The sequence below is a fragment of the Altererythrobacter sp. MTPC7 genome, from assembly GCF_042851395.1.
Lineage (GTDB): Bacteria > Pseudomonadota > Alphaproteobacteria > Sphingomonadales > Sphingomonadaceae > CAJXSN01.
The window spans coordinates 121,027-140,994 of the sequence record NZ_BTGS01000007.1; the positions used below are offsets into that span (position 1 = coordinate 121,027).

Sequence of the window (19,968 nt, forward strand, 5' to 3'; positions counted from 1 at the left end):
GTCAAAGAGCCGACCAACATACTGTGGCGGACAGCGATTGGGCCCCCAATTTACACCGGGGGACCGGCTATCCGAATATGTTGGCGACCGGTTGCTGCGGGGCCGTTGAAGCGTCCTCGTTGCGTCCGGTTAGAGGGCATATATGGGGGGCTTTGATTCTGGTCAACACGGTTTTGCAATTTTGTTTCAAAAAAATCGAAAAAGCCCGGATTCCTGCGGGTTTCAGATGGCACTTTTCTGACAGCCCAAAGCACCGCGAATGGCCTGCCCCGCGACAATCGGCGCGAATCCGCCCGTGAATCGGTGAATCGGCTGCAAATCCTTCATCATTTTTGCCTAGTTCGGCCCCATTGTGATCGAGGCCGCGCCCCAAACAGAATCAGAAGACACCGGATTCGCCTCGCGAGTCCGTTCCGCCGTCGCATGGCGATGGGGCAGCCAGCTGATCGCGCAGATCATCGCCTGGACCTCCACCCTTATAGTGGTGCGGTTGCTGGAGCCCGGGGACTATGGCCTGTTCGCCATGACCCAGGTCGTGCTGGTCGCGCTGAACTTCCTCAACGGTCACAGCTTCGCGACATCGCTTATACAGGCTGACAAGGTGGACGAGCGCCGGATCGGCCAGGTCTTCGCCATGCTCATCATGCTCAATGCCGGGCTGGCGGTCTTCCAGCTGGTGATGGCTCCGGTTGCGGCCGACTATTACAACCAGCCGCAGGTCGACCCGATATTGCGGGTGCAGGCCCTCATCTTCTTCACCACGCCATTCATCGCGATGCCGACCGCCCTTCTCTCGCGCCGACTGGAGTTTCGCAGCCAGGGCCTGGCCAACATGACAGGCGCGATCACCGGCGCGGTAACTGCGCTGGGCATGGCGTGGCTGGATTACGGCGTATGGGCGCTGGTGGTGGCGCCGATCGTGGGCTTCGCATCGCGCGGCATCGTGCTGACCTGGGCAGCGCGCCTGCTGGTCTGGCCGGTGTTCGACATGAGGGGCGCGGGCGATCTTATCAGTTTCGGCGGTGCGCTGACGATCTGCCAGCTGTTCTGGATCGTCCAGAGCCAGAGCGACATCTTCATCGCCGGGCGCTCTTTCGACCTGCATGACCTCGGCCTTTATTCCGAGGCCCTGTTCCTGACGCTGATCGTGACGGGCCGGTTCCTGCCCCCGATCAACGAAGTGGCATTCCCCGCCTATGCCGAACTGCACAAGGCCGGCAAACCGCTCGGCCCGTTCTTCATCACGACGCTGCGGACCGTCCTGCTGGTGACCGCACCTATTTATATAGGGCTCGCCCTGACGGCGGACGAGGCGGTGTATACCCTGTTCGGTCCGAAGTGGACGGAGATGGCGCCGATCGTTGCCGGCCTTTCGCTGGCCATGCCCCTTATGGCGCTGCAGATCATATGCAGTCCGGCGACCAATGCGATGGGCAAACCTTCCGTCTATCTGGCGACGAACGGATTCGGAGCGCTTCTTTATCCCGCGCTGTTCCTCCTCGGCGTGTCGGCCGGGCCGATGGGCCTTGTCCACGCATGGTGGGCCGCGGCGCCGTCGCTTCTTATCGTAACGCTGGCGCTGACCTTGCCGAAGGTCGGCGTTGGCTGGCGGCAGCTTGCCGGGGCCCTCGCGCCCTGCCTGGCCGCGACGTTGGCCATGGCTCTTATAGTGATGTGGGCGAAGCCCGTGCTTCCGCCCCTGCCCCCGCCGGTTACCCTGCTGCTGGTCGGCGCGCTCGGTGCGTCTGTATATATAGGGGTGCTGCTCGTCATCGCGCGGCCGGCCCTGCAAGAGATCCGGACGTTCATCCTCCACCGGGAACTGGACCCCGCCGCCACGGCCTGACGGCCATATTTTGCCGGTCGACAGGCATGTGATATCTCTTGGCCGCGAGGGGTTGATGGAGAGAGTCATGGCGGGACGACTGCAAGGCACGGGCATTCGAGCATCTCTGACAGCAGCGGCCGCCCTCGCTCTGACCCCGATTGCTGCACAGGCGGCGCAGACCACGTCCGAAACCATCCGGTCCATCGAACAGCGGATGAGCATGATCGAAGGCGACATCGTGTCGCTGACCAGCGATCGCCATCGCCGCATGACCGTGCCGGTGACGATAGCAGGCGAGGGTCCGTTCGACTTCATGATCGACACCGGGGCGCAGGCGACCGTCGTGACGCCCGAACTGTCGGAACGCTTCGCCATGACGCCGGCCGGCACGGCAACCCTTGTCGGGATGAGCAGCACGGCAGAGGTCATGCTGGTCGACCTCGACGGGCTGGAATTTGCCGGACGGCAATTCGACAATCTCAGGGCGCCGCTACTGCAGGAACGTCATATCGGGGCCGACGGTATCCTCGGTCTCGATTCGCTGCAGGACCTGCGCGTCGTCATCAACTTCCGCAGTCGTACCCTGACGGTGGGCGACGCCTTTGAAGACGAAGCCGGCGATTCCTTCGAGATCGTCGTGCGTGCCAGGCGCAAACTTGGGCAAATGATCATTACGAATGCGCGCGTCGATGGCGTGCGTACCGCCGTCATCATCGACACCGGGGCCCAGAGCTCGGTCGGGAACCTCGCGCTCAAACGAAAGATAAGGAGCAGGGCCGCCGGGCAGAGCGTGGCAACCGATGTGAACGGGGTGACCACCACCAGCGATTATTCCTTTGCGCGAAAGGTGCGGATTGCCGACCTCGAACTGTCGCGCGTGCCGCTCAATTTCGCGGACGGCCCGGCCTTCGCGGCGCTGGGCCTCGCCGACAAGCCGGCGATCATCCTGGGAATGGGAAGCTTGCGGAGTTTCGATCGGGTGGCGATCGACTTCGCGACAAGGGAAGTCCTCTTCGACCTGCCGGGCGCGGCAGGTCCGCGCAAGAGGGTGCGGCCCAACTCGCGTGCCACGCGAATTGACCACATCTAGCCACGCCATCCCTGCACCCGAACCCGCACCCGCACCGGCGTCTCGCACGAACGGCCCATTGTCGCAGCGGCGCCTGCACACCACATAGCGCCCCGTGCCTCCCGATACCGCTCTTCCTAACGATCGCCCCCCGGCCGACGGCTGGGCGACCATACGTCGCTTCCTCCCCTACCTCTGGCCGAGCGACCGACCCGACCTGAAGCGCCGCATCATCGGCGCGATGGTGATGGTCCTGCTGGCGAAAGGCGTCGTGCTCGCCACGCCGCTGGCGATGAAATACGCGGTCGATGCGATGGCGGGTGCAGACGATACCGGGCGCGATGCGCTCTGGCTCGTCGCGACCGGATTCGTCCTAGCCTATGCAGGGGCCCGCTTCCTGTCGGTGGGGTTCGACAATATCCGCAACGTGATTTTCGAGCGGGTCGGGCAGGTCGCCACCACCGATCTTGCAGAGGACGTCTTCCGGCGCCTGCACCGGCTTTCGCTCCGCTTCCACCTGTCGCGCCGGACGGGCGAGGTGACGAAGACCATCGAACGCGGAACGAAGACCATCGATTCGATGCTCTATTTCCTGCTGTTCAACATTGCACCGACGATCATCGAGCTGATCGCGGTGGGCATCATCTTCTACACCCTGTTCGGGGCCGAGCTGGTGATTGCCACTGCGGCCGTGGTCGTCGTCTATATCGCGATCACCCGCTGGATCACCGAGTGGCGCACCAAATTACGCGCGCAGATGAACGCGATGGACGGCACGGCGCTTGGCCGCGCGGTCGACTCGCTGCTGAATTACGAAACCGTGAAGTATTTCGGTGCCGAATCGCGCGAGCAGGACCGCTATGCCAGCGCCGCGCGCGAATATCAGCAGGCTGCCGTGAAGAGCGAAAACTCGCTCGGCCTGCTCAACATCGTCCAGTCGTTCATCACCAACGCCCTGATGGCAGGCGCGATGGCCTTCGTGGTGTGGGACTGGAGCCGCGGGAACCTGACGGTCGGCGACCTGACGGCGGTGAACATGTATCTGATGCAGCTGTTCCGTCCGCTCGACATGCTGGGCTGGGTCTATCGGACGATCCGGCAAGGCCTCGTCGACATGGCCGAGATGTTCCGCCTGATCGATACGGAAGTCGAGGTCGAGGATGTCCCGGGCGCGCCGGCCCTCACCCCCTCCCCGCCGACCATCGCGTTCGAAAACGTGGTCTTCGGCTACGATCCGGAACGCACGATTCTTCACGGGCTGAGCTTCGAGGTCGCCGCCGGTTCGCGCACCGCGATCGTGGGTCCGTCGGGCGCGGGCAAGTCCACTATCGGGCGGTTGCTCTTCCGCTTCTACGATCCGCAGGGGGGCCGCATCCTCGTTGCCGGACAGGATATCGCCAAGGTTCGGCAGGACAGCCTGCGCCGTGCCATCGGCATCGTTCCGCAGGACAGCGTGCTGTTCAACGACACGCTGGGCTACAACATCGCCTACGGGCTCCCGAGCGATCTTGGCACGGCGAGCGAGCAGCAGATTATCGATGCCGCCCGCGACGCCGCGATCCTGCCATTCATCGAACGCCTGCCCGGAGGGATGGATACGCAGGTCGGTGAGCGCGGCCTGAAACTTTCGGGCGGTGAGAAGCAGCGCGTGGCCATCGCCCGCACGCTGCTGAAGGACCCGCCCATCCTGCTGTTCGACGAAGCGACGAGTGCGCTCGATTCGCGGACCGAGCAGGAAATCCTCGCCACGCTCGACCGGGTCAGCCGCGACCGGACGGCACTGGCGATCGCGCACCGGCTGTCCACCATTGCCGATGCGGACGAGATCCTGGTCCTGAACGAAGGCCGCCTCGAAGAGCGGGGGACGCATGCGCAATTGCTGCGCCGCGACGGCCTGTACGCAGAGATGTGGGCCCGGCAGCAATCGGACGGGGACGCGCGCGCCGAAGCGGCGGAATAGCATTCTCCTTCGCGGTCGCCGGCGGACCCGAATTGGCGAAACCTTGTGCTGCAGTGCAGCGAAGCGTAGGGCGCGGGCGAACCATATCCTGCCCCTGCCACCTGACGGCATGGCGGCTTCCAAACGAAAATCCGGGAAACATCATGACCGCAATGGCTGCGACGTCTTCGTTCAAAGACGACTGGTTCGGCAACATCCGCAAGGACGTCCTGGCCGGCATCGTCGTTGCCCTTGCCCTGATCCCCGAAGCCATCGGCTTCTCGATTATCGCCGGCGTCGATCCCCGGGTCGGCCTTTACGCCTCGATCGCGATTGCCATGGTCATCTCCTTCACCGGTGGGCGCCCCGGCATGATCAGTGCCGCGACAGCCGCGGTCGCCGTCGTCGTGATCCCGCTGGTGCAGGAATACGGGGTGGAATACCTCTTCGCCGCGACGATCCTGATGGGTATCTTCCAGGGTATCGCCGCCATCCTGCGGCTCGACCTTCTGATGCAGTTCGTCAGCCGCAGCGTTATTACCGGCTTCGTCAATGCGCTGGCGATCCTGATCTTCATGGCGCAGGTGCCGCAACTGGTCGGTGTCGGCTGGCAAACCTATGCAATGGTCGCCGCCGGCCTCGCGATGATCTATCTGATTCCGCGCGTGACGACCGCCGTGCCCAGCCCGCTGGTGGCGATCATCGTTCTGACGGTTCTGTCGATCTGGCTGGATGCGCCGGTCAACACGGTCAGCGACATGGGCGAATTGCCCGAAGGGTTGCCCTATTTCATCGTTCCGGATGTGCCGCTGACGCTGGAGACGCTGCAGATCATCCTGCCCTATTCGCTGACAATGGCAGCGGTCGGCCTGCTCGAATCGCTGCTCACCGCGCAAATCGTCGACGACATGACGCATACGGGCAGCAACAAGCAGCGTGAAAGCGCAGGGCAAGGCGTGGCCAACGTGGTCGCGGCGTTCTTCGGCGGCATGGGCGGCTGCGCCATGATCGGCCAGTCGGTGATCAACGTGACCAGCGGCGGCCGCGGACGCCTGTCCAGCTTTATCGCGGGTCTATCCCTGCTGATCCTGCTGGCCGTGCTGGGACCGATCGTCGGACAGGTTCCCATGCCGGCGCTGGTCGCGGTGATGATCATGGTCAGTATCGGGACCTTCAGCTGGAACTCGATCCCCAACCTAACGCGCCATCCGTGGCAGAGCAGCGTCGTCATGCTGGCGACCGTCATCATGGTGGTGTGGACCCACAACCTTGCGCTGGGCGTGCTGGTCGGGGTGCTGCTGTCGGGAATCTTCTTCACCGGCAAGGTGCGCAGCATGTTCGGCGTGGTCCGCACGCGCGAGGCGGACACTGCGACCTATGTCGTGACCGGCCAGATCTTCTTCGCCAGCGTCGATCGGTTCAGCGAATCCTTTGGGCGCGAAAGCGCGCGGCCCGACCCCGCCGATCACGTCATCATCGACGTCAGCCGAGCCCATTTCTGGGATATTTCGGGTGTCGATGTCCTCGACAAGGTGGTCGAGCGCATGCGCCGCAACGGTCGCAGTGTGCAGGTGGTCGGACTGAACGAGGCGAGCGCGGATCTGGTCGACAGGTTCGCCATGACGGACAAGACCGGCGTGGAGATCGGCCTGGCTCCGCATCCCTGAGCAGGATTTCGGGGCTGCGTGCCTTCTGGCATCACCCTCAAATTGGAAATTCGTGACCCGTCCGGCGCGTTTTCGCGCCGGACGGGTCAATCGTATCAGAGTATGTACTTGCTGAGGTCCGTATCCTCGGCGAGGTCCTTGAGCCGCTCGCGCACATAGGCCGCATCGACCGTCACGGTCTCGCCCGCATGATCCTCGGCATCGAAGCTGATGTCTTCGAGCAGGCGCTCCATCACCGTCTGCAGGCGGCGTGCGCCGATATTCTCGACGCCTTCGTTCACCTGCGCGGCAATGCGCGCGACTTCACGGACCGCGTCTTCGGTGATGTCGAGGGTGACGTCCTCCGTCCCGATCAGCGCCTTGTACTGAGCCACCAGGTTCGCCCGCGTTTCGCTGAGGATGGCGACGAAGTCTTCCTCCGTCAGCGCGCGCAATTCCACGCGGATGGGCAGCCGGCCCTGCAATTCAGGGAGCATGTCGGACGGCTTGGCGACATGGAAGGCACCGGAGCCGATGAACAGCACGTGGTCGGTCTTCATCGGCCCGTGCTTGGTCGACACGGTCGTTCCCTCGATCAGCGGCAGCAGATCACGCTGCACGCCTTCGCGGCTGACGCTTCCGCCGCGCACATCGCTGACCGCGATCTTGTCGATCTCGTCCAGGAACACGATGCCATTGGTTTCGGCATTCTCCAGCGCGACGCGGGCGACGTCGTCCTGGTCCATGCGCTTTTCCGCTTCCTCGTCGACGAGACGGTCCCATGCTTCGGGAACCTTGAGCTTGCGACGCTTGGTCGGCTTCTTGCCCATCGCCTTGCCGAACATGTCGCTAAGGTCGATCATGCCGACATTGCCGCCCATGCCGGGAATATCCATCGGCATGGAGGGAGCGTCCGTCACGTCGATCTCGACCTCCACGTCGTTCATCGCGTCGTCGGTGATCCGCTGGCGGAAACTCTGGCGAGTCGCCTCGCTGGCATTGTCGCCCACCAGAGCGTCCAGCAGTCGCTCCATCGCGGCTTCGCTGGCCGCTTCGCGCACGGCATCGCGGCGGCGGTCCTTCTCCAGCCGGATCGCGTCCTCGACCAGGTCGCGCGCGATCTGTTCGACATCGCGGCCGACATATCCCACCTCGGTAAACTTGGTCGCCTCGACCTTCACGAAAGGGGCGTCGGCCAGCTTTGCCAGCCGGCGGCTGATCTCGGTCTTGCCGCAACCGGTGGGTCCGATCATCAGGATGTTCTTGGGCGTCACTTCATCGCGCAGATCCGCGCCGAGGCGCTGGCGGCGCCAGCGATTGCGAAGGGCGACGGCAACGGCGCGCTTGGCGTCCTTCTGCCCGATGATGTGTTCGTCCAGAGCGGCGACGATCGCCTTGGGGGTCAATGCTTCGGTCATGAAATTCGAAAAGTTCCTGATCAGACGGTCTCTAGAGTGACCTGGTCGTTGGTGAAGACGCAGACCTCGGCGGCCACGGCCATGGCCCGGCGCGCGATCTTCTCCGCGTCGTTCTCGTAATCGGAAAGCGCCCGGGCAGCGGCCAGCGCATAGTTCCCGCCGCTCCCGATCGCGGCAATTCCGCCCTCGGGCTCCAGAACGTCGCCATTGCCGGTCAGGACCAGAAGCGTGTCCGCATCGGCCACGATCATCAGGGCTTCGAGATTGCGCAGGTATTTGTCGGTCCGCCAGTCCTTCGCCAGTTCGACCGCGGCACGCATGAGCTGGCCGTTATACTGGTCCAGCTTGCGCTCCAGCCGTTCGAACAGGGTGAAGGCATCGGCAGTCGCGCCCGCGAATCCGGCGACGACCTTCCCGGCTCCGATGCGGCGCACCTTGCGGGCGTTCGGCTTCATCACCGTATTGCCCATGGAAACCTGGCCGTCGCCGGCAACGACAATCTTGTCGCCACGCTTGACGCCGATGATGGTGGTGCCGTGCCACGGCGTCAGGCCGTGGGCTTCGTGTGAACTGCTCATGCCCCGCGATATGGGGCGCAAGGCTTCCGTATCAAGCCGGACGCCAGCGGAAAGGCCGGCCGTCCCGCAGGCTAAACCTCAGTTGCCGGGACCGACCGGCGCATTGACGGTGCCGATATTGCCGAACAGGTCTTCGAAGAAGCTACGTTCGCGGCCCAAGGTCGGCGTCTCGTCGCCATCCGGCGAGAGATAGACGACGTCTTCGATGCCCGAATTGTCGACCGATACGACATTGCCCGCTTCGTCGAACCGGACGGCGAGCACGTTATGCATCTCGATCCGCGGACGGACGAAGGGTTTGCGGCCCGTCGTGCTGGAAACGTAATACCAGATCGGCTCCCCGAACTGGCTGGTGAAGCTGGGCCGGCCCAGCGTCGATTCGACCGAACGACGATTGTCGATCCCCGGCTGGATGGAACTGGTGAGCTGTTCGCTGGCGATATAGCCCGCGCCTTCTGTGATGGAGGTGCAGCCACCCAGGCCGAGGGTCAGCGTTGCCATGGCCAGTACAGGCGCCAGGGCAGGCTTGGCAGAATTCCGCCGGCGCGCGTTGGACAGCTTCATCACTCTCGATCCTTCAAATTCTTCCGGTCTTCCGACCTGCCTGCCAAGGTCCGCCTTTAAGCGGGTCTTGCCGGGCCTATATAGGTTGCACTCCGCCTTACGGGCGTGCAGCGCTGCTGGCAACTTGTGGTTGCCCCGGACGGTATCCGGCCGGGACTTGGGCCACACGGCAGCCACCGCGTCTCACTGGCGCGCACGCATTGAATTGCGGATGAACATTCACGCCACTCGCGGAGCTTCGAACAGCGATGTCCCTCTTCTCCAGAATCTTCAACCGGCAGCCCGATCCGAAGGAAGAGATACGCCCCCTGTGGCACCGGCTCGTGGGATTGGCGCGGGACCCTGCCTGGTATGCCGAATGCGGCGTGGCCGATACGCTGGAGGGCAGGTTCGATATTCTCAGCACGATGGTCGCGCTCGCCATGCTGCGGTTCGAACAGGATCCGGCCACGATCCCGTCCAGCGCCCGCCTGACGGAACTCTTCGTGGAGGACATGGAAGGCCAGCTGCGCGAGGCGGGTATCGGCGATCCCACCGTCGGCAAGAAAGTCGGCAACCTCGTCAGCGCGCTTGGCGGCCGGACCGGCGCGCTGCGCGAAAGCCTGGCGGAAGGCGATGCGGCGCTTGCAGCGGCGATGGAGCGCAATGTCACCTTCATCGAAGGCGGATCGCCGGAATGCGTGGCGCGCAAGGTAAAAAATCTCGCCGTCGTCATGACGGGCATGCCCTACGAGCATCTGCTGGACGCGGAGCTACAGCTATGAGCACCCGAGCGCCTGACACGCCCGAATTGTCCCGCCCGGTCCGCCTTCGCCAGGTGGATGCGAAGCCGGTGCGGATCGAGGCGAACGAAAGCGAACGTGCCGCGCTGGCGAAGCGGTTTGCCATTCCGTCGATAGAGAAGCTGGAAGCTGACCTTGCGCTGGATTCCGATGGAGACCGGGTTCGCATCCATGGCGAAATGATAGCTGCGGTCACGCAGGACTGCTCCGTGTCGGGCGAACCCTTCGCCGTTGATCTGAAAGAGCCGATCCTGCTTGTCTTCGTCCCCGCCGGCGAACAGGCGACCGAGGACGAGGACGGCGAAATCGAGATCGAACTGGAACGCGAAGAACTCGACGAGATCGAGTATGACGGCGACGCGATCGACCTTGGCGAAGCGGTCGCGCAGACGCTGGCGCTTGCCATCGATCCCTATGCCGAGGGACCGGACGCCGACCGTTTCAGGGAAGAGAACGGCCTCCAATCCGAAGGGAGCGAGGACGGGCCGATGGCGGAAATGCTGGCAGCGCTCAAAAAGAGTTAGGCAGGCTGACAAACGAAAAAGGCCGGCACGCTGCTCACATGCCGGCCCTTTTTCCTGTCCGCTGTCGGTAGAAAGCCTGATCAGAAAGGAATGTCGTCGTCGAGGTCGTCGTAGTTCGAGCCGCCGCCCGAACCGCCACCATTGGAACCACCGCCGGAGCCGCCTCCGCCCTGGTTCCATCCGCCGCCGCCGGAACCTCCACCCGAAGCACCGCCGCCATAGCCGCCACCGCCGCCGTAGCCACCGCCACCACCGCCGCCTCCCTGGCCGCCGCCAGGACCATCCAGCATGGTCAGCGTGCCATTGAAGCCGCGCAGCACGACTTCGGTCGAATAGCGGTCATTGCCCGACTGGTCCTGCCACTTGTGGGTCTGCAGCTGGCCTTCGATAAAGACCTTGCTGCCTTTCTTCAGGAAACGCTCGGCCACGTTGACGAGGCCTTCGGAGAAGATCGCGACCGTATGCCATTCGGTCCGTTCCTGCCGCTCGCCGGTATTGCGGTCTTTCCACTGCTCGCTGGTCGCGATGCGAAGGTTGCAGACCTTGCCGCCATTGCTGAAGCTGCGCACTTCCGGGTCGGCGCCCAAATTACCGATCAGCATTACCTTGTTGAGTGACCCGGCCATGTATCTTCCTCTTTCGCTACAATCCTAGGGCGAGCGCGCCCCAGTACGTGATTCCCGCGAATATGTAGGCCAAGGCGAACAGATACCCCAGCATGAATAGCGGCCATTTCCACCCATTCGTTTCGCGGCGCGCCACGGCGGTGGTCGAAAGGCAGTGCGGGGCGAACACGAACCATGCGAGGAAGGCAAGCGCGGTCGGCAGGCTCCACCGCGCGGCAATCTGGTCGCGCAAGGCCGCTTCTGTCTCTTCCTCGTCCTCTGCATCGACCGCATAGGTCGTCGCGAGGCTGGCTACGGCAACCTCGCGCGCGGCCATCGCCGGGATGAGCGAGAGGGTCATTTCGCGGTTGAAGCCGACCGGTTCGAAAGCCGGCTGGATGGCGGTCGCGATCTGGCCTGCGAAACTGGCGTCGAGCTGGCTCTCGCCCGGGTCGGCCTTAGGGAATGTCAGCAGGAGCCACAGGATCACGGTCGCGGCAAAAATGATCGTACCGGCGCGGCGCAGGAACACCCAGGCCCGCTGCCAGAGGCCGATCAGCAGGTCCTTGATCGCGGGAAGCTGGTAGCGCGGAAGTTCCATGATGAAGCCCGACGCCTGCCCCTGCGCGACCGTGCGGCGCAGAACCAGCGCCATGATCATCGCGCCGACGATACCGGCAATATAAAGCGCAAACAGGACCAGTCCCTGCAGGCCGATGCCCGGCCCGACCGTGGTCGCGGGAATGACGGCCGCGATGATGACGGCATAAACCGGCAGGCGCGCGGAACAGGTCATTAGCGGGGCGATGAGGATAGTGGTCAGCCGGTCCTTCGGATCGGAGATCGAGCGGGTCGCCATGATGCCCGGAATGGCGCAGGCGAAGCTGGAAAGGAGCGGGATGAAACTGCGCCCCGACAAGCCCACCCCGGCCATCAACCTGTCCATGAGGAAAGCGGCGCGCGCCATGTAACCGGTCGATTCCATGACCAGGATGAAGGCGAACAGGATGACGATCTGCGGCAGGAACACCACCACCGAACCGACGCCGGCGATGACGCCTTCGGTGACGAGATCGCGCAGGAACCCGCCCGGGAACGTCGCGACGACCCATGCCGCCGCCGCTTCCGTCGCGCCCTCGATCAGGCCGATGAACGGGTCAGCCCAGGCGAAGACCGCCTGGAAGACGACGAAGAGAAGGCCGAACAGGATGACCGGACCGAGCCACGGATTGAGCAAGACCTTGTCGAGGCCAGAACGCATCCGGTAGCCAGCGCTTTTTCCGACCACTGCGCCCTTGGCGATGTTGCGCGCGGCAAGGCGTCGCTCGGTCAGGTCGAGATGGGGGCGGGTGTGGAGCTCGGCGTCACCGGTAAGCGCTTCTTCGATGGCAGAAGAAAGCTCGTCCAGCCCCTTCCGCCGCACGGCCACGGTCGAGATTACCGGTACGCCCAGCGCCTGCGACAGCGCGCCTGCGTCGACGCTCAGTCCGTCGCGGTCGGCGAGGTCCACCATGTTGAGCGCGACGACGGTCGGCCGTCCCAGCTCCAGCACTTCCTGTGCGAAGACGAGGTGTTGTTCCAGATTCGCCGCATCGAGGACGAGGATCAGCGCGTCAGGCGCAGCTTCGCCCGGAAACTCGCCGTGAACGACCTTGCTGGTAACTTCCTCGTCGGGGCTGGACGCGTCGAAGGCATAGCTGCCGGGCAGGTCGATCAGTTCGACCGGTGTTCCTGACGGCAGGGCCATGCGGCCGGCCTTCCGCTCGACCGTGACACCGGGATAATTCGCGATCTTCTGGCGCGCCCCGGTCAGTTTGTTGAATAGCGCGCTTTTGCCCGCATTCGGGTTTCCGACAAGGGCGACTCGGCGCATCTCGGTCATGGAAAACCCGCGCTCAGGACGGCGTGACGGACATGGCAGCGGCGTGAACGCGCCGCAGGGCGACGGTCGTGCGCCCGATCGTTACCGCCAGCGGGTCCGCGCCGCCGAATACGCCGCGAAACTCGACAGCAACTTCGGCGCCGGCATCGAGGCCCAGCGCACGCAGCCGCTTGGCATCGCCGGGCGCCACGGCATCCCAGTCCACGCCGGTAATCCTGGCCGGACGGCCCGTCTTCAGGGTAGCAAGGTTCATGGCCCGCCTGCTCGCATGCAGGACGCCATATTGCAAGTGATTATCAATAAGAGTTTGCGTGCAGCGCGCAGCGCTTATCGCGCGGGATACCGCAACCGGCCGAGGAAGCGGGTCACGCTGAACCGCTCCCGGTCATTGCCGAGAAATTGCGATTTTACCTTCTCGAATTGCATCACATTGTCGATACGGCGATCGAGGAACGCCATGGTATCGGCCTTGCCCTCGCTTTCGTCCCCGACGAACACGGCAAGGACAGACGCGTAAAGCGCCGCCAGTATGGTGCGTTTCGTATAGTGGTTGTAGTCGGTCGAGACATCGCCGGCGAGCCGCCACATCAGGTCTGCACTACGCCAACCCGTGCGCAGGGAAACGCGCGCGTTTTGCGGCATTGCCATGATCGACAGGGCGCGCCTCAGGGCTTCTTCCTGTCCCGCGACCGCTTCCAGCCGGTAAGCGACCAGCGCACGGATGCGCTCCCGTATCTTCAGGGCGGCGAGTTCTTCCGCCGGCATGTCCCGGACCATTCGCGCATCGATCGAGTCGATCCATGCAGTGATCATCGCCATCGTCCCGCCCTTGAATGCAAGGCGGGCGACGTCGGGATCGACGCCCTCGATCTCGGCCGCCATCAGCAGCGCGTCGTCGCCCCAGCCATCGAAAATGGCCGAGTCGGCAATGGCCGGAGCCAGTGCGATCCGGAGTTCGTCGAGCGTCAGGTCCTGCGGATTATCGATCATGGATCAGAAACTGGGCCCGTAGCTCTGTTGTTCCCCGGCGGCTTCCCGCGCCTCGTCGGCGGCGATAAATTCGTCGAGCAGCTGCCTGGAGCCGGTCATCTCGGCATAATTGCGTGCCGAGCGGCCCGAATTATCGTTCCGGTCGGGATTGGCACCGTGTTCGAGCAGGAGACGCACAAGCGCGACGTCGCGGCGGTGCACGGCACCGATCAGCGGGGTTTCTCCAGCAGAGCTGGCCACATCCACCTGAGCGCCCGCCTCGATCAGCTTCTCCACCCCCTCGATATGGCCGAGATTGGCGGAAATCATGATCGGGGTAACGCCCTTCACATTGGCGATATTCGGATTGGCTCCGCGATCGGTCAGGAATTCAATCCACACGGCGTCACGGCGTTCGGCCACGATATGAACGGCCGTATCGCCGGTCGTGATGTCGCGCGTGTTGATGATGGTCTGCCCCGGCGCATCGAGGATATTGGTGACCTTCTGCCCGTCGCGGTCCTTGACCAGTTTCAGGAAGGCATAGCCGTCGGAGAAAAGCGCCTGCGCCGCAGCCGGAGCGGGCAGCGCGGCGCCGCCTGCTGCCATCATCGACAGCGCTGCCAGGGCTGTGCCGCCGGCCCTGATTTTCGCGAAAGGCCCGTGACCCATCATTGTAACTCGCTCCGCTTTCGACCACATATCGTGTCATACGCATTCCGGGATTTGTCGCAGCCGGGCTGCGCCTGTCCCATCTCGACAACAGCGATTAGCAAAGCCTGAACCCTACCGCCATGACCAACACGATTTTTCGTCGCCCGGCCCCGTTGATGCTCGCCTTCGGGCTGGTGTTGGCAGGGTGTTCCGCCGAACCGCAAGCGCAGGGAAGCGGCAATGATTCGCTGCCGCCGCTGGCAGGGGCAGCCATCGGCGGCGAATTCGAACTGGTTTCGGAAGATGGCGAGACTGTCCGTTGGTCGGATTTCGACGGGCAATACCGGACGGTCTATTTCGGCTATGCCTATTGCCCCGATATCTGCCCGACCGACAACCAGCGCGCGATGGCGGGCCTGCGCGCCTTCGAGCAAGCCAACCCCGACGCGGCAGCGCAAATCCAGCCGATCTTCATCAGCATCGATCCCGAACGCGACACGCCCGAAGTGGTTGGCGAATTCACCGACGCGTTCCATCCGCGCCTGATCGGCCTGACCGGCTCTGCCGAACAGATCGAGGATGCCGCATCCAGCTTCGCCGTATTCTACGCCCGGGGCGAGGACAGCGACGGCGGCGGTTATCTGATGGACCATTCCAACGTGACATATCTGTTCGGCCCGAATGGCAAGCCGATCGCCACCCTGCCCACCGATGAAGGCGCCGAGGCCGTCGCCGAAGAGCTGGCGAAATGGGTCAGCTGAGGGACCGGTTCTGGGAACGCCCCCTGGCCGACCTGAGCACCGCCGAATGGGAGGCGCTGTGCGACGGCTGCGGCCGGTGCTGCCTGCACAAGATGGAGGACTGGGATACCGGCGAGATAGAGGACACCAATGTGTCCTGCACGCTGCTCGACACGCGGACTGCGCGCTGCCGCGACTATCCCAACCGGAAGGCGACCGTGCCGGATTGCCTGCGCCTTACGCTGAAAATCGTGGAGGATGTGCGCTGGCTTCCCTCTACCTGCGCCTATCGCAGGCGCGCCGACGGCGATCCGCTGCCCGAATGGCATTATCTGCTGAGCGGCGACCGCGAAGCGGTGCATTTGCGCGGGGCAGGCGTGGCTGGCCGTGTCGTGAGCGAGGACGACGCCGGGCCATTGGAGCATCATGTCGTCGACTGGGATGACCGGTGATCGACTGGCTGCGGCGTGACCCTGATGGCGAGGTGCTGCAAATCGCAGGGCGAACGCTGCCTCTGGCGATCGTGCGCCACCCCACGGCCCGGCGCATGGTCCTGCGCCTGTCACCGGACGGACAGAGCGTCAGGGTAACGATTCCCCGCTGGGGCCGCACGGCAGATGCAGTGGACTTCGCGCGGTCGCGTTCGGACTGGCTGGCAGGGCAAATCGAAAAGCAGCCTGGCCGCCGCAGCGCGGTCCCGGGCGAAACCATCGCTTTTCGCGGGCGTGACCTGGCCATCGAATGGTCACCCTCCGCCCCGCGCCAGCCGCGCGCCGATCACGAGCAGGTCTATCTGGGCGGGCCCGAAGACCGGGTCGAGGCCCGTCTGAGAAAATGGCTGCGTGACGAGGCGATGCTCCTCTTCCGGGCCGACGCTGCCGAGTATGCGGCAAGGATCGACCTGCCGCCGCCCCGCCTGTCGCTCAGCAATGCGCGTCGCCGCTGGGGCAGTTGTTCCAGCGATGGAACCATGCGGATCAACTGGCGACTGGTGCAGGCGCCCGATTTCGTCCGCCGGTCGGTCGTGGCCCACGAGACGGCACACCGTGTCCATTTCGACCATTCAAAGGCATTCCACGCCGTGCTGGCAGAACTGTTCGGGCCCGAACTCCCCGCCGCAGACCGCTGGCTGAGGGAACGCGGTCGGGAGCTTTACGCGACCTTCCCATAGGGTGTCGCGGCCTTTAAACCCTCGTTTACCTTGTTCGGCGATAATCGGGCAATGCTCCGCCGCTGCGTCCTCCTGCCTGCCCTTCCCCTGGCACTCCTGATAACCCCTGCCGCCCTGCAGGCGCAGCGCGAATGCCTGAACTGCGGACCGCAGGCCGAAAGCGAGCCGGATCTGCCCGCCGCGCTGCGTAAGCCGGACGACCGCGCGCAGGCGAAAGGCGACAATAACGGCAACGGGAAAGGCGGCGGCAACCGTGGTAACGGCAAGGGAAACGGGGGTAGCAATCGCGGCGATCCCGACCCGGCTACCGTCCCGGGCGATGGCGACCAGCCGGTTGAAGCCGATCCGATCGATGGCTGCGGCAATGGTGCGGGCGGAGGTTCCGGCAACGGCACGCGCGGGAACGGCAACGGACAGGCCTGCGGTGACGGATCGGGAAATAATGGCGGCGGAAACGGGAACGGCAATGGCGGAGGCACCGCTTCGGGCCCACCGGACCTGTTCATCCAGAACGAAATCAATTTCGGCCGCCTGATCCTGCTCGGCAATGGGGATTCCAGCGTCCTGCTCGACCTCGAGAGCGGGCAGAAGATCACGGCCGGAAACCTCGACGATTATGGCGGCGTCACGATGGTGGGCCGCGCGACCGTGACGGGTCGTCCCAACAGCGAAGTTCAGGTGACCTTCCCGGACCGCATCACCATGCGCGATCCGCGCGGGGGCATTGCAGAACTGCGCGAGTTTACCACCAGCCTGCCCATCGTGCCGCGACTGGACGATACAGGCACGCTGGAATTTTCCTTCACCGGCAAGCTCGCCATTACCGATACAATCGGCGATGGCGGCGACCTGCGCGGACGGGTGCCGATCACCGTCGAGTATAATTAGCGGCGAATATAGCCGGGGGCAGAAAGGCCGTACTGGCGCAGGCGCGGATAAAGCCCTATCTTCCGGCCCATGTCCTTCATCTCCCGCTTCAATCCCAAACCGGCCGTGGCCGATTTCTGGACGGAGTTCAGCCGGCCCCAACCCTACCGCGTGCCGATCCTGCTGGCGTCCTGCGCGGCGACCGGCCTGCTGATCTTCTCCTTCACGCAGGAAAAGGTGGTCCTTCCTCCGGAGCGCCCGGAAGTGACTTACATCACTTCGTTTGCGCCCGGACGGACCGACGAGGAAATTCGCGCCGCGAACGTCGCCAACCAGGAACGGCAGGATGCCATTGCCGCAGCGATAGAAGCGCGCGAGGAGCGCAAGCGGGAACTTTACCGGGCGCTGGGCCGTGCATCGGGCATGGATGTCGACGCCATGGAAGCGGAGATCGAGGCCGAGCGGGCCGCCGAAGCTGCGCGTGAAGAGGCAGGCACGTCGCCGGAAACGAGCGCGCCGGACACCGCCGCTAACGGTGATGCGGATACCGGTCCCCGGTGACGGCCGAAGGCGACGAACGGTGGCTGGAGGCAGCGGCAAGGCTGTCCCTGCGCGGACGACCGGCCAGTTTCCCCAACCCCTCCGTCGGCTGCATCATCATAGATGACGGGCACGTAGTGGGGCGCGGATGGACCCGATCCGGCGGCCGCCCCCATGCGGAGGCCGCCGCCCTCGAACAAGCCGGCGATCGGGCCCGCGGCGCCTGTGTATATGTAACGCTGGAGCCTTGCGCCCATCCCTCCCCCCGGGGGCCGAGCTGTGCCGACCTGCTGGTCGCGGCGGCACCTGCGGGGGTCGTCATCGGCCACCTCGACCCCGACCCCCGGACGGCGGGAGAAGGGGCAGAGCGCCTCCGCGGTGCAGGCATAGCGGTAGACGTTGTGACCAGCTCACAGAGCGCCCGCAGTCTTGCAGGTTACCTGACCAGGGCAGCCCATGGCCGTCCGCACGTCACGCTCAAGCTGGCGATGTCGCTCGATGGCTGCATCGCGCTTTCCAGCGGCGAAAGCCAGTGGATTACGGGAAGCGAAGCCCGCGCCCATGTCCACGCGCAGCGGGCGCTCGCCGACGCCATTCTCGTCGGCGGGGCGACGTGGCGGGAAGACCGTCCGCGGCTGGATGTCCGGCTACCCGGCCTCGAGGAAAGGTCGCCTCGAAAAGTGCTGCTGACACGCGGCAACCCGCCCGACGGCGTGAAGGTCATCAACACGCCGGAGCATATCTCCAGGCTCGATGCGCAATATCTTTATGTCGAGGCAGGCGCGCGCACGGCGGCCAGTTTCCTGCAGGCGGACCTCGTCGACAGCCTGCACATCTATCGCGCGCCCATTGTGATCGGCGGCGGCACGGGTTCGGTTGGCGATATCGGCCTGGGTAGCCTTTCCGGGGCGCATGGACGCTGGATGCTGGACCAGCGCCGCCAGCTTGGCAGCGACACCTTCGAAGCCTACAGCCGCCTGCGCTGATCATATTCACGAAAGCGACGCCATGTTCACCGGAATCATCACCGCCATCGGCCATATCGAAAGCGTGGAAGAGCGCGGCGACCTGCATGTCCGCATCGCCTGCCCCTATGCCCCCGAAGCCATGGCGATCGGTGCCTCGATTGCGTGTTCCGGCGTCTGCCTTACCGTAGTGGAACGCGGCGGGTCGGAGGGCGATGCATGGTTTGCCGTCGACGTATCCGCAGAAACGGTTGCCTGCACGGCGCAGGACCAGTGGTCCGAAGGCCGCAGGCTGAACCTCGAACAGGCGCTGAAGCTGGGAGAGGAACTGGGGGGCCACCTGGTGACCGGCCATGTCGATGCGGTTGGCACGGTCGCCCGCATGGAACGCGAAGGTGGATCATGGAGGCTGGACATTCGCGCCCCGGCCGACATCGCCCCCTTCGTCGCGGAAAAAGGCTCCATCACGGTCGACGGGGTGTCCCTGACCGTCAATTCGGTCGAGGACGAACCGGATGGCCAGTTCGTCTTTGGATTGAACATCATCCCCCACACCGGCGAGGTAACGACACTCGGTACGCTGGCGGCAGGCGACAAAGTCAATCTCGAGATCGATGTTCTGGCCCGTTACCTCAAACGCATGGAAGCCTTGCGACGCTGATCACCGCGCCAACTTAAGCGGGGCGGGCGTCAGCCGGGATCGAAATCCTCTCGCGCCATGGCGTATATCAGGTGGACGACGCGGCGGCCCTGATAGCGGTCGAGATCATATTCCGCGGTCCTGTGCGCGCCGATCGCCTCCAGCGCGTAGCGCGAACGGTGATTGGTATCGCCGACGCGGAACCGCACGGTTCCCACATGGGCGAACGCATGGACGAGCATGGCACGTTTCATTTCCGGATTCAGCCCCTTCCCCCAACAGGCGCGCTTGAGGAAGGTGTAGCCGATCTCTACCGAACCCCCATCCTCGTCTTCCGGATCGTAGGCCGTGTAGCGGGTCGAACCGATGATGCTGTCATCGCTCTTGCGAATGACGGTCAGCGCGCCGCCGCTTGCCAGCCCCTGGTCGAAAAAAGGGTCGAATACCTCTCGCCGCCAGCGGTCGTGGATCGGATGCTGTTCCCAGACCATCGGGTCGGAAGCCACAGCGAACAGCGGCTCCCTGTCCGCTTCCTCGAGCGGACGCAGCACCAGCCGCTCGGTATCGAGGGTGGGCTGCAGGTCCAT

22 protein-coding genes are annotated in these 19,968 nt (G+C 64.4%); 13 read left to right on the forward strand and 9 right to left on the reverse strand.

Features of this window, described 5'->3' with window-relative positions; genetic code table 11:
• Positions 1 to 352: 352 nt before the first annotated feature.
• The 4 genes from ACGHJ7_RS08050 (at position 353) to ACGHJ7_RS08065 (ending at position 6,503) form a co-directional block, all read left to right on the forward strand.
• Complete coding sequence (locus ACGHJ7_RS08050; protein ID WP_390476174.1) at positions 353 to 1,846, forward strand: lipopolysaccharide biosynthesis protein; 1,494 nt, start codon at positions 353 to 355, stop codon at positions 1,844 to 1,846.
• 67 nt (positions 1,847 to 1,913) lie between these two features.
• Positions 1,914 to 2,918, forward strand: a complete 1,005-nt coding sequence (locus tag ACGHJ7_RS08055; protein WP_390476177.1) for a retroviral-like aspartic protease family protein — start codon at positions 1,914 to 1,916, stop codon at positions 2,916 to 2,918.
• Positions 2,919 to 3,012: 94 nt separating this feature from the next.
• Positions 3,013 to 4,857 (forward strand): ABCB family ABC transporter ATP-binding protein/permease, encoded by a 1,845-nt coding sequence (locus ACGHJ7_RS08060; RefSeq protein ID WP_390476179.1) that lies wholly within the window; start codon positions 3,013 to 3,015, stop codon positions 4,855 to 4,857.
• Positions 4,858 to 5,009: 152 nt separating this feature from the next.
• Positions 5,010 to 6,503: a SulP family inorganic anion transporter gene (locus ACGHJ7_RS08065; RefSeq protein ID WP_390476302.1), complete on the forward strand. Its 1,494-nt coding sequence runs from the start codon at positions 5,010 to 5,012 to the stop codon at positions 6,501 to 6,503.
• A 95-nt stretch (positions 6,504 to 6,598) separates the two neighbouring features.
• On the opposite strand, the gene hslU is transcribed toward ACGHJ7_RS08065, so the two are convergent.
• The 3 genes from hslU to ACGHJ7_RS08080 all read right to left on the reverse strand — a co-directional run bounded on the left by hslU (position 6,599) and on the right by ACGHJ7_RS08080 (position 9,042).
• On the reverse strand, positions 6,599 to 7,900 hold the full coding sequence (gene hslU, locus ACGHJ7_RS08070) for an ATP-dependent protease ATPase subunit HslU (RefSeq protein ID WP_390476180.1): 1,302 nt from the start codon (positions 7,898 to 7,900) through the stop codon (positions 6,599 to 6,601).
• A 20-nt stretch (positions 7,901 to 7,920) separates the two neighbouring features.
• Positions 7,921 to 8,478 (reverse strand): ATP-dependent protease subunit HslV, encoded by a 558-nt coding sequence (hslV, locus tag ACGHJ7_RS08075; protein WP_390476182.1) that lies wholly within the window; start codon positions 8,476 to 8,478, stop codon positions 7,921 to 7,923.
• Positions 8,479 to 8,556: 78 nt separating this feature from the next.
• Complete coding sequence (locus tag ACGHJ7_RS08080; protein WP_390476184.1) at positions 8,557 to 9,042, reverse strand: outer membrane protein assembly factor BamE; 486 nt, start codon at positions 9,040 to 9,042, stop codon at positions 8,557 to 8,559.
• Between the two features lie 248 nt (positions 9,043 to 9,290).
• Here ACGHJ7_RS08080 and ACGHJ7_RS08085 point away from each other — a divergent pair, with 248 nt between their 5' ends.
• Positions 9,291 to 9,806: a ubiquinol-cytochrome C chaperone family protein gene (locus tag ACGHJ7_RS08085; RefSeq protein WP_390476186.1), complete on the forward strand. Its 516-nt coding sequence runs from the start codon at positions 9,291 to 9,293 to the stop codon at positions 9,804 to 9,806.
• A complete protein-coding gene (locus ACGHJ7_RS08090) occupies positions 9,803 to 10,348 on the forward strand; it encodes a YceD family protein (protein WP_390476188.1) in 546 nt (181 codons plus the stop codon). The genes ACGHJ7_RS08085 and ACGHJ7_RS08090 overlap by 4 nt, the downstream gene beginning before the upstream one ends.
• Positions 10,349 to 10,428: 80 nt before the next feature.
• Here ACGHJ7_RS08090 and ssb read toward each other — a convergent pair whose 3' ends face one another.
• The 5 genes from ssb to ACGHJ7_RS08115 all read right to left on the reverse strand — a co-directional run bounded on the left by ssb (position 10,429) and on the right by ACGHJ7_RS08115 (position 14,479).
• On the reverse strand, positions 10,429 to 10,974 hold the full coding sequence (gene ssb / locus ACGHJ7_RS08095; RefSeq protein WP_390476189.1) for a single-stranded DNA-binding protein: 546 nt from the start codon (positions 10,972 to 10,974) through the stop codon (positions 10,429 to 10,431).
• A gap of 16 nt (positions 10,975 to 10,990) precedes the next feature.
• On the reverse strand, positions 10,991 to 12,835 hold the full coding sequence (locus ACGHJ7_RS08100) for a ferrous iron transporter B (RefSeq protein ID WP_390476191.1): 1,845 nt from the start codon (positions 12,833 to 12,835) through the stop codon (positions 10,991 to 10,993).
• 13 nt (positions 12,836 to 12,848) lie between these two features.
• Complete coding sequence (locus tag ACGHJ7_RS08105) at positions 12,849 to 13,088, reverse strand: ferrous iron transport protein A (protein ID WP_390476193.1); 240 nt, start codon at positions 13,086 to 13,088, stop codon at positions 12,849 to 12,851.
• A 74-nt stretch (positions 13,089 to 13,162) separates the two neighbouring features.
• Positions 13,163 to 13,825 (reverse strand): COQ9 family protein, encoded by a 663-nt coding sequence (locus ACGHJ7_RS08110; RefSeq protein ID WP_390476195.1) that lies wholly within the window; start codon positions 13,823 to 13,825, stop codon positions 13,163 to 13,165.
• Between the two features lie 3 nt (positions 13,826 to 13,828).
• The gene (locus ACGHJ7_RS08115; RefSeq protein ID WP_390476197.1) at positions 13,829 to 14,479 is read right to left on the reverse strand and encodes an ankyrin repeat domain-containing protein; all 651 of its coding nucleotides are present in this window, start codon (positions 14,477 to 14,479) and stop codon (positions 13,829 to 13,831) included.
• Between the two features lie 119 nt (positions 14,480 to 14,598).
• On the opposite strand from ACGHJ7_RS08115, the gene ACGHJ7_RS08120 reads away from it, so the two are divergent.
• The 7 genes from ACGHJ7_RS08120 to ACGHJ7_RS08150 all read left to right on the forward strand — a co-directional run bounded on the left by ACGHJ7_RS08120 (position 14,599) and on the right by ACGHJ7_RS08150 (position 19,402).
• Entirely contained in the window at positions 14,599 to 15,219 is a 621-nt protein-coding gene (locus tag ACGHJ7_RS08120) for an SCO family protein (RefSeq protein WP_390476199.1), read from the forward strand.
• Positions 15,207 to 15,650 carry a YcgN family cysteine cluster protein gene (locus ACGHJ7_RS08125; RefSeq protein ID WP_390476201.1) on the forward strand — a complete coding sequence of 148 codons (444 nt, stop codon included), beginning with the start codon at positions 15,207 to 15,209 and terminating at the stop codon, positions 15,648 to 15,650. Before ACGHJ7_RS08120 ends, ACGHJ7_RS08125 begins: the two co-directional genes overlap by 13 nt.
• Complete coding sequence (locus tag ACGHJ7_RS08130; protein ID WP_390476203.1) at positions 15,647 to 16,369, forward strand: M48 family metallopeptidase; 723 nt, start codon at positions 15,647 to 15,649, stop codon at positions 16,367 to 16,369. Before ACGHJ7_RS08125 ends, ACGHJ7_RS08130 begins: the two co-directional genes overlap by 4 nt.
• A gap of 51 nt (positions 16,370 to 16,420) precedes the next feature.
• Positions 16,421 to 17,257, forward strand: coding sequence for a DUF4402 domain-containing protein (locus tag ACGHJ7_RS08135; protein WP_390476205.1), 837 nt, complete (start codon positions 16,421 to 16,423; stop codon positions 17,255 to 17,257).
• A gap of 69 nt (positions 17,258 to 17,326) precedes the next feature.
• Positions 17,327 to 17,797 (forward strand): hypothetical protein, encoded by a 471-nt coding sequence (locus ACGHJ7_RS08140; protein WP_390476207.1) that lies wholly within the window; start codon positions 17,327 to 17,329, stop codon positions 17,795 to 17,797.
• On the forward strand, positions 17,794 to 18,762 hold the full coding sequence (ribD, locus tag ACGHJ7_RS08145; protein WP_390476208.1) for a bifunctional diaminohydroxyphosphoribosylaminopyrimidine deaminase/5-amino-6-(5-phosphoribosylamino)uracil reductase RibD: 969 nt from the start codon (positions 17,794 to 17,796) through the stop codon (positions 18,760 to 18,762). Before ACGHJ7_RS08140 ends, ribD begins: the two co-directional genes overlap by 4 nt.
• Positions 18,763 to 18,784: 22 nt before the next feature.
• Positions 18,785 to 19,402 (forward strand): riboflavin synthase, encoded by a 618-nt coding sequence (locus tag ACGHJ7_RS08150; RefSeq protein ID WP_390476209.1) that lies wholly within the window; start codon positions 18,785 to 18,787, stop codon positions 19,400 to 19,402.
• Positions 19,403 to 19,431: 29 nt separating this feature from the next.
• Here the strand turns inward: ACGHJ7_RS08150 and ACGHJ7_RS08155 are convergent, their stop codons facing one another.
• Positions 19,432 to 19,968: a GNAT family N-acetyltransferase gene (locus ACGHJ7_RS08155; RefSeq protein ID WP_390476211.1), complete on the reverse strand. Its 537-nt coding sequence runs from the start codon at positions 19,966 to 19,968 to the stop codon at positions 19,432 to 19,434.